This is a genomic window from Nostoc sp. UHCC 0252, assembly GCF_034931145.1.
Classification (GTDB): Bacteria; Cyanobacteriota; Cyanobacteriia; order Cyanobacteriales; family Nostocaceae; genus Nostoc.
This window is the reverse complement of the sequence record NZ_JAYGHE010000051.1, coordinates 49777-59396: the sequence shown is the minus strand read 5'-3', so window position 1 is coordinate 59396 and position 9620 is coordinate 49777. Positions and strand designations below refer to the sequence as shown.

8 protein-coding genes are annotated in these 9620 nt (G+C 41.5%); 2 read left to right on the top strand and 6 right to left on the bottom strand.

Annotated elements, in window-relative coordinates; translation table 11 throughout:
* Window positions 1-253 precede the first annotated feature (253 nt).
* Window positions 254-1342, top strand: a complete 1089-nt coding sequence (aroC, locus tag VB732_RS24220) for a chorismate synthase (protein ID WP_323233445.1) — start codon at window positions 254-256, stop codon at window positions 1340-1342.
* Between the two features lie 114 nt (window positions 1343-1456).
* Here aroC and VB732_RS24215 read toward each other — a convergent pair whose 3' ends face one another.
* Complete coding sequence (locus tag VB732_RS24215) at window positions 1457-1753, bottom strand: DUF3288 family protein (RefSeq protein ID WP_323233444.1); 297 nt, start codon at window positions 1751-1753, stop codon at window positions 1457-1459.
* A gap of 399 nt (window positions 1754-2152) precedes the next feature.
* Here VB732_RS24215 and VB732_RS24210 point away from each other — a divergent pair, with 399 nt between their 5' ends.
* The gene (locus VB732_RS24210; RefSeq protein WP_323233443.1) at window positions 2153-4606 is read left to right on the top strand and encodes an ATP-dependent Clp protease ATP-binding subunit; all 2454 of its coding nucleotides are present in this window, start codon (window positions 2153-2155) and stop codon (window positions 4604-4606) included.
* A gap of 200 nt (window positions 4607-4806) precedes the next feature.
* On the opposite strand, the gene VB732_RS24205 is transcribed toward VB732_RS24210, so the two are convergent.
* The 5 genes from VB732_RS24205 to VB732_RS24185 all read right to left on the bottom strand — a co-directional run bounded on the left by VB732_RS24205 (window position 4807) and on the right by VB732_RS24185 (window position 9557).
* Window positions 4807-5802 (bottom strand): L-lactate dehydrogenase, encoded by a 996-nt coding sequence (locus tag VB732_RS24205; protein WP_323233442.1) that lies wholly within the window; start codon window positions 5800-5802, stop codon window positions 4807-4809.
* Between the two features lie 114 nt (window positions 5803-5916).
* Window positions 5917-7002 (bottom strand): AI-2E family transporter, encoded by a 1086-nt coding sequence (locus VB732_RS24200; protein WP_323233441.1) that lies wholly within the window; start codon window positions 7000-7002, stop codon window positions 5917-5919.
* Window positions 7003-7107: 105 nt separating this feature from the next.
* On the bottom strand, window positions 7108-8541 hold the full coding sequence (locus VB732_RS24195) for a bifunctional orotidine-5'-phosphate decarboxylase/orotate phosphoribosyltransferase (protein WP_323233440.1): 1434 nt from the start codon (window positions 8539-8541) through the stop codon (window positions 7108-7110).
* Window positions 8542-8563: 22 nt separating this feature from the next.
* On the bottom strand, window positions 8564-9160 hold the full coding sequence (locus VB732_RS24190; protein WP_323233439.1) for a cytochrome b/b6 domain-containing protein: 597 nt from the start codon (window positions 9158-9160) through the stop codon (window positions 8564-8566).
* Window positions 9161-9287: 127 nt separating this feature from the next.
* The gene (locus VB732_RS24185; protein ID WP_323233438.1) at window positions 9288-9557 is read right to left on the bottom strand and encodes a hypothetical protein; all 270 of its coding nucleotides are present in this window, start codon (window positions 9555-9557) and stop codon (window positions 9288-9290) included.
* Between the last annotated feature and the right edge of the window lie 63 nt (window positions 9558-9620).

Here is a 9620-nt window from a genome sequence, read left to right as displayed (position 1 = left end):
CTTCAACTATTAACTAAATAAAAAAGCGCTCTCCCAATTGGGAGGGCGCTTTTTTTAAGTTAGCAACAGATAAGGTATTTACTGTTATGGAGAGGAGTTATGCAAAGAATAGTCAAAACCCTAATTTTCAGGTAGGGATAATTCATGAATTGCCTCTAGAGTAATACTAAAAAATAGTGATAAATTCTACAAAAATAAACTTTTATAATAACTCTAGGTAGAATACATAAGCCTCACCTTTTTCCTAAAAATTATGGGCAATATTTTTGGTCATCTATTTCGCATTAGTACTTTTGGTGAATCTCACGGCGGCGGTGTGGGGGTTGTGATTGATGGTTGTCCTCCACAACTAGAAATTTCGGCAGAAGAAATTCAAGTAGAACTAGATAGAAGACGGCCAGGACAAAGTAAAATTACGACCCCTCGTAAAGAAGCAGATACTTGTGAGATTCTATCAGGGATATTTGAAGGCAAAACGCTGGGAACGCCTATAACAGTTTTGGTACGTAACCAAGATACTCGTTCCCAAGATTACGACGAGATGGTACAGAAGTATCGCCCTTCTCACGCGGATGCAACTTATGATGCGAAATATGGCATTCGCAATTGGCAAGGTGGGGGTAGATCGTCAGCGCGTGAGACAATTGGAAGAGTCGCAGCAGGTGCGATCGCAAAAAAAATTCTCCGTCAAATCGCCAATGTCGAAATTATTGCTTACGTTAAGCGCATCAAAGACCTGGAAGGTGTAGTCGATCCTAATACTGTCACCTTAGAACAGGTGGAAAGCAATATCGTTCGCTGTCCTGATGCTGAATGCGGCGATCGCATGATTGAATTAATTGAGCAAATAGGTAGACAAGGCGATTCTATCGGCGGTGTCGTAGAATGCGTGGCGCGAAACGTGCCGAAAGGTTTAGGCGAACCAGTATTTGATAAATTAGAAGCTGATATCGCTAAAGGTGTCATGTCTCTTCCTGCTAGCAAAGGCTTTGAAATTGGTTCCGGTTTTGGAGGTACGCTGCTAACGGGAATTGAACATAATGACGAATTTTATATCGATCAAAATGGTGAAATTCGCACAGTAACAAACCGTTCCGGGGGTATTCAAGGCGGTATTTCCAACGGAGAAAATATTATTTTGCGAGTCGCGTTTAAGCCGACAGCAACAATTAGAAAAGAGCAAAAAACTGTCACTCGTGAAGGTGAAGAAACGCTATTAGCAGCGAAAGGACGACACGACCCTTGTGTATTACCACGTGCTGTTCCAATGGTTGAGGCAATGGTCGCCTTAGTGCTGTGTGACCATTTGTTACGCCATCATGGTCAGTGTAAAGTCTTGTAGCCTCTTGTTATATCGACTTAGGAGAGACACGATTAATCGCGTCTGTACAAAAGTTGAAAATACGAGGGAATAATTAATTCCCCACTCCCGATTCCCCATTCCCCATTCCCATTTCTAATTCCAATCCTGTTCATCTTTTTTGCCGCGACTTTTGTAAATACCCCCCAAATTGTGAATTTGACGAGTTTTCTCAAAAAGCTCGGCTTCGCTCAAACCCCACTGCTGTAAGACTTTATCTAGGTCTTTTTGGATGTCTCTCGCCCCCGGAAAGCCTTGATAGCGCATTCGCAGCCTTGCTAATTCTGCTAAGTTATAGTCTGTCGGCTCTTGAGCGAGTAAAATATCAATAAGAGGGCGATCGCGGTTATAAAGAGGATGTTGTTGGTCTTTCCCAACCGTTGGTTCAGTCATCGTGAGTCCTAAGTGAGAGGTAGACACGATTAATCGCGTCTGTACAAGAGTCAGGAGTGATAAGTTAAGAGTTATAGAATGGTGAGTCCTGAGTTATCAGTTTAGCCGAGAGCAGAGGAGCAGAAAAGCAAAAGAAAATTATCTTCTGTATCGATAAGCTAATTGTAAAATTGAGAACTAATTGTTTAGTGTCAACTCGTAACTTCTGTACAGATGCGATTAATCGCATCTCTCTTAACTCCTCTTAGACGGCTAGTACACCTGATGTCTTACGGCTCTCACCACTGCCACTTAACTTTAAATAAAGTTACATTGTTCTTAAGAAAATACAAAAAACTTTAGATGAGGGTGAATTTTATCTCACCCAAAGTCCAAGCAGCGAGGGAGCAAGAACCCATTATGTTTGAACACTTCACTTCCGAAGCCATTAGAGTAATTATGTTAGCTCAGGAGGAAGCCCGTCGCCTGGGACACAACTTTGTAGGAACAGAACAAATTCTCCTGGGTTTGATGGGAGAAGGAACTGGGGTTGCTGCTAAAGTGCTGGCCGAATTAGGCGTTACCCTCAAAGACGCACGTCGTGAGGTAGAAAAAATTATTGGTAGGGGTTCTGGCTTTGTACCACCAGAAATTCCTTTTACTCCCAAGGTAAAAAGCCTCTTCGAGCAATCTTTTAAGGAAGCTCATAGTTTGGGACAGAATTACATCAACACTGAACACTTACTCTTAGGATTAACCGAGGCTGGTGAAGGTGTTGCCGCCAAAGTACTGCAAAATCTAGGAGTTGACTTTAAGACTGTTCGCAGTGCCATAGTTCGCCGTTTGGGTGAAAATGCACCAGCTTTCGCTGGTAGTGGTAGTCAAAAGCGCACCCAACCACTAACGATGGAAGAGTTTGGCAGAAATTTGACCAAATTAGCCCAAGAAGGCAGACTCGACCCCGTAGTTGGTCGTGAGAAGGAAATTGAGCGGGCGATCCAAATTCTCGGTCGTCGCACCAAAAATAACCCGGTGTTGATTGGAGAACCAGGAGTTGGTAAAACTGCGATCGCAGAAGGTCTAGCTCAACGAATTATCAACCAGGATGTTCCTGAAACTTTGCAAGACAAACAAGTTATCAGCCTCGATATGGGGTCATTGGTAGCTGGAACTCGCTTCCGTGGCGATTTTGAAGAACGCATCAAAAAAGTTGTAGAAGAAGTCCGCACTGTTGGCAACATCATTCTGGTGATTGACGAAATCCACACCTTGGTCGGCGCTGGTGGTACAGAAGGTGGTTTGGATGCAGCAAACATCCTCAAACCTGCCTTAGCACGGGGTGAACTCCAGTGCATCGGCGCAACTACCCTTGATGAGTATCGGAAGCACATCGAGCGCGATGCTGCCTTAGAGCGTCGTTTCCAACCAATTATGGTCGGGGAACCCTCAGTAGAAGAAACCGTACAAATTCTTTACGGCTTGCGCGGCGCTTACGAACAGCACCACAAAGTCACAATTTTGGATTCAGCACTTGTAGCAGCAGCAGAATTATCAGACCGCTACATTAGCGATCGCTTTTTGCCAGATAAGGCAATAGATTTAATTGACGAAGCTGGTTCTCGCGTTCGTCTGCGGAACTCCCAAAGTTCTCCCAATAAAGAACTCAAGCGTGAACTCGCTGGCGTTACCAAAGAAAAGGAAGCAGCAGTCAGAGTCCAAGATTTTGACAAAGCTACACAACTGCGCGACCAAGAATTAAAACTTGCAGAACAACTGCAAGCAACCTTCACACCAACTGAGCAACCTGTCAACTCGACTGTAGTTGACGAAGAAGATATCGCCCAAATCGTTGCCTCTTGGACTGGCGTACCAGTTAATAAGCTGACTGAATCTGAGTCAGAATTGCTTCTGCACTTAGAAGACACTCTGCATCAACGGCTCATCGGTCAAGAGCAAGCAGTTTCAGCTGTATCTCGCGGCATCCGTCGCGCCCGTGTTGGCTTGAAAAATCCCAATCGTCCCATTGCTAGCTTTATCTTCTCTGGCCCTACCGGAGTTGGTAAAACAGAATTGGCGAAGGCATTAGCTTCATACTTTTTCGGTGCGGAGGATTCGATGATTCGGCTAGATATGTCCGAATACATGGAAAGCCACACCGTCGCCAAGCTAATTGGTTCGCCTCCTGGTTATGTTGGATACGACGAAGGCGGACAACTTACAGAAGCCGTGCGGCGGAAACCTTACACTGTGTTGCTATTCGATGAAATCGAAAAAGCACACCCCGATGTATTCAATATGCTGCTGCAAATGTTGGATGACGGTCATCTTACCGATGCCAAAGGTCGGAAAGTTGACTTCAAAAACACGCTGATCATTTTGACTTCCAACATCGGTTCCAAGGTGATTGAAAAAGGTGGTAGTGGTTTAGGCTTTGACTTCGACACTCAAGCCGACGCTAGTTATAACCGCATCCGCACCTTGGTAAATGAGGAATTGAAAGCTTACTTCCGTCCAGAGTTCCTAAACCGTCTTGATGAAATTATCGTCTTCACCCAGCTTTCTAGGGATGAAGTGAAGCAAATTGCTGAAATTATGCTTCGTGAAGTTTCTAAACGCTTGACAGAAAAGGGAATTATTCTTGAAGTTAGCGATCGCTTCAAAGAACTTGTAGTGCAAGAAGGCTACAGCCCTAGCTACGGTGCTAGACCATTACGCCGGGCAATTATGCGCCTTTTAGAAGATTCTCTCGCCGAAGCAATGCTATCTGGTCAAATTACAGATGGAGACACAGCGCTTATCGATGTTGATGATGACTCTCAGGTGAAAGTACAGAAATTAGAAAAACGAGAATTGCTCTTGGCAAATGTTGGCTAATTTTATACCTGATCGCTTTTTGCTGTAATATTTGAGAAATAATTAGCCTCTCATCTAAGTAGAGGCATCAAGCAGGGGCATCTGCAACAAACATAAGTGAAATGGTATTATTCTTTCACCCCCGGTAGAAATATCGGGGGCTTTTTTGTCCAGACTTTTTACAGCATCTGGAAAAGCTGAAAACGGTACACAATATAATATCAAAGGCTAAGTTGCTCAATTGTCTGGCGTAGAACTTGGCTAGAATGCTGTAATTGTTGTAACTCTGTTTGGCTGAGGGAGAGATTCAAAACTCTGGTAACTCCCTGACGATTAACTACCGCAGGCAAACTTAGGCAGACATCTTTGATACCATGAAAACCACTAATTAAGCTGCTAACAGTCAAAACTCGGTTTTGATTTCGTAAAATCGCCTGGACAATCTGAGTAACACCTAAACCGATAGCATAAGAGGTAGCCCCTTTACGCTTGATAATCTCGTAGGCGGCGTTCTTGACTTGTTGAGAAATTTCTTGCAGCGCTTGATTTATGTCTTTACTATCTTCCAATCCTTCATCAAATAGACGCATACCAGATATATTCACCTTACTCCAAACAGGAACTTCGCTATCGCCGTGTTCGCCAACAATATAAGCGTGTAAGCTACGTGGATCAAGCTGCAACTTTTCAGCCAAAAGATAGCGGAAACGGGCTGTATCTAGCACTGTACCCGATCCAATCACGCTAGAACTAGGCAATCCAGAGAGTTTGAGAGAGACATAGGTCATAATGTCCACTGGATTGGTGACAATCAGCAAAATTGCTCGCGGGCAAAACTTGATCACTTGTGGAATTAAATCTTTAAAAACTTCCACATTTCTCTGTACTAAATCTAAACGGGTTTCTTCAGGTTTCTGTTTTGCCCCAGCAGTAATGATGACAATATCCGCGTCTTCACCATCTGCCAAAGTCCCTTTTCGCACTAGCATTGGTTCAACAAAGGGTAGTCCATGAACCAAGTCCATAACTTCCCCTTCTAACTTGTGCTGATTGACATCGACAATCACCATTTCATCAAAGGTATTCTGAATCAACATCGAGTAAGCACAAGCCATCCCTACTTGTCCTGCACCAATAATCACGCCTTTATGAGGGCTGCGAGCAGTTGCCGAAATTGACTTAGCTTCGGATGAGATTGTAAATAACTGTTCAAACATATTAGGACTTACGCAAAACTACAAGCGGTAAGGGCAATTGATGGATTGCCCCTACCTGAAAATAAGGGTTTTGGCTATTTTTTGCATAAGCCCTACATATTTATTTAGAGCATATTATGGCAATACTGATTTTTCGGTTAACATCTCTGATGATTCTTGATTTTTAGAAAAATCAGAGTTAAAACCATCTGCTGCATCTTTGATAAAACCTGCTATAGGTACTGCAATTAGCAAACCCAAGACTCCACCAGCATTGGTTCCTACAAGCAAAGCAATTAATACCCATATTGGTCTAATGCCAGTAAATTTGCCTAAAAGACGAGGTGCGATCGCCTGATCAATTAACTGGTCAATGACAACAGCTACCGCAAAAACCTTTACTGCTAGCCAAAAGTTATGTGTCGCTATGATGAAAGTTATTACAACAAGACTGACGACATCGCCAAAGGGAATTAAACTCAAAAGCCCGACTCCCAAACCGAAAAGTAAAGCAAACTGGACTTGAAAAGTTAAAAACAATAATGTTAATGAAACTCCCATTAGCAAAGCCAAAGTTCCCTGGCCAATCAAGTAATTTTGAAAATTTTGCTGAATAGATTGACTTACCTTTTGAGGGAAACTTCCAGGTAATTTATTAAATATTCCCTGCCAAATTCTTGGCCCATCTAGCAATAGATAAAAAGTCAGCACTATTGTAATTAATGCCTCAGAAATACTATCAATTGTATCTATAATAATGCTTAAAACTTTATCAGATAAAAACTCTATTTCATTTGGTATCTGGTCAGTAATTCGTGCGAATATCTGACTTAAATTCACATTTAATTGGTGACTAAAAAACCACTCATTTACAATCTGAAGTTTTTCTTCACTAGAATCAATCCATCGGGGAAGGACTTTAACCATCTCATGAAATTGCCCTAAAACAATGGGAACCAAAGTAATACCCAGAGCAACAATAATTATTAAAGCTGATACAAAAACTAATGTTACTGCATAGCCACGTTTCACTCCTCGCTTTTGGAAAATGGTAACAGGATAGTTTAAGACGAATGCAAGCAAAGTAGCTAAAACAAGAATTGTTACGACAGGTTGAAAATTTTTAACTAGCAAAAATGCTAGCCAACCATTAAGAAAGACTAGAGGAAATAGCAGTGTAAAAATTAACCATTTAAGTAGTTGATTGAGTGAAAAATTCATAATTAATTTAAAACTGAAATTATTCTAGTCCCTAGATTTAACCGAGTAAATATACCCAACGGCGATAAAATCAGAAAAATCTTCCCCATCCCCAATTCCCAATTTTTAACTTTCAGCGAAAGCTAAAAATTGCTCCTCATTTATTCGCCCTGCTTGATACAGAGTATTAGTAATTTCCGAAATGGTTAAAACCGCATGACTGCAATAACCATTTTGCTGTAATCTATCCTTTACACCCTGTTCATGGTCGATCAATACCACAATATCATTAACTTTTAATCCTGCTGATTCTAACTTTCCTGCTCCTTCCATGACACTTTTGCCACTGATGAGAATATCGTCAACTACTACAACTGTTTCCCCAGGATGAAAGTTACCCTCAATAACTCTGCGCGTTCCGTGGGCTTTTACCTCTTTTCGAGGGAAAATCATCGGGCAATGAAGACGCAAAGCTAAACCAGTTGCTGTAGGCAAAGAACCATAAGGAATACCTGCTAATCTATCAAAATTGAGATTCTTTAAAATCTCCTCATAAGCAGTGAGAACTTGATTAAAAATTTGGGGATTGGAAATAATTTTGCGTAAGTCGATGTAATAAGGAAATATCGCTCCTGATGCTTGGACAAAACTGCCAAACATAATGCAGTCAATATCATAAAGTTGTAAAATCAAATCCTGGTGGGGGTGCTGATTTAGGAAACAAACATCAGGAAACCACACAGAGCATGTAGAATTTTCGTGAATAACTTCAGTTTTTACTTGATTAATTTCTGCGCGTAGAGACTTGACTTCCTCAGACAGTTGTGTGTTTCCCAACATATCTTGAGGAACAGGAATCAGTAAACCATCACCGTTATCATTCAAACCTGCTTCTAAAATTTGTCTCAGGTTTCCACCCTTCGCCCAGATGCTACGTGCCATAATAATTCTTTCTGGTGCGATCGCTCGAATAAGTGCCAAAACTTCAGCATTTGTAGTTCCCACTTCCAAACCCAATTGTTCTGGAGTTCCCCAGGTTTTTGATTCTTTTACCACCTGTAAATAAAGGGGTGATTCGTTTGTCGGATATTGCTGTAAAGCTTCTGCACCTGGATTAGAAGTACAACATAAAATAAATACCGCTTTATCGGGGTAGACCAAAAAAGGTGCTACATGATCTTGTCCTGTATAGGGACTGAGAGTGATTGCATCTACGTGCCATTGCGTAAACACAGTTTGGGCAAAAATGGTACTAGTATTTAAGTCACTATGTTTGGCATCTAAAATAACTGGTATGTGGGCTGGGATAGCAGCTAAAGTTTTGTATAGCAATTCTAAACCGGGAATACCTAATGCTTCGTAAAAGCCAAGTGTCGGTTTATAAGCACAAACGTAATCAGCAGTTTCCGCAATAATGAATTGTAACCACTTCTCCAAACCAGAGATGAGTTCTTCAGATTCATAACGCACAGGCATCATCTCTGGATTTGGATCGAGTCCTACAAATAGTAAGCTTTGATTTTGTAAGATATTACGATTCAATTTATCAAAAAAGTTCATTTTTTTGTTTAAAAAAGATTGTTTATGAAAACATTGATTCTGTTAATTCAGTGCCACCAGCTTTTTTTCCCAATTGATAGTGAATTACTGTAAATAAGATAACCATTGGCACTGAGGCAAAGTGAACAATTCGCAATGCTTGCCAACTGCCAAAAAAATCCACAATCCAGGGAAATTGAGCAGGTTTATACATTCCTACACCTGTAAATAACGCCAGCAGTAAAATAGGAATAATTGCGGTATAAGCAATCCGATGCCAAGCATAAATTAGGCGCTTAGAATTGTGACTTTTTTGTAATGCTTTGAAGTCATTTGCGCCCACAAACCGATGTCGCCAGCGTCGGGTAAATAAAACGTAAATTCCATACCATAAAAGATTCAGCGAGAACAACCACATTGCGGCAAAATGCCAGTGTCTTCCCCCTGCAAGCCAACCTCCTAAAGTAAATATCGGAGGTATGTGCAAACCTGCACGTCCACCAAAAACAGGGTTGGCGTTGTAAATTTGTAGCCCACTGGTGAGCATGATAAATAGACTAATGATGTTACACCAGTGGAAAATCTTGGCTGCGATCGCTTGAGTGGGTAGTTTTCGAGTTTGAGAGGGGGTCAAATTCATAGATTTTGACTGATAAAATTTGCTGTTTATTTGTCTTGAGTAAATGGTCAAGTAAGTTTGGGGGTGGGTATTACTCACCTTTATTTTCCCATTCTATGATTCAGACATTTTAAAAAATATGTCGCAGTCACACCCAGGACGTTTTTGAGAAAAAAGTAGAACGGGCGCGATCGCAGTAATTACCACCAGTAACCTGTCCATCTTGTCCAAAAGAACAGTAAGCTACCAACTCGCTATTTTCATCCACAATGCTGTAAAAGTTATTTTGAGGGTGCAGAATATGTTGTAGTAGATTAGTTTCCTCCTCTAAGTAGTTGTATAAATCGTAAGGTGGCTCATATCGCCAACTGGCGATCGCACGTGCATTATTCTCATTAATTTGGTGAAACGCGAACATTACTTAGCTGTGCTATAGGACATCCGTAAGGGTACGGTAGTGCCCATTGGTGTCAACTTAAGC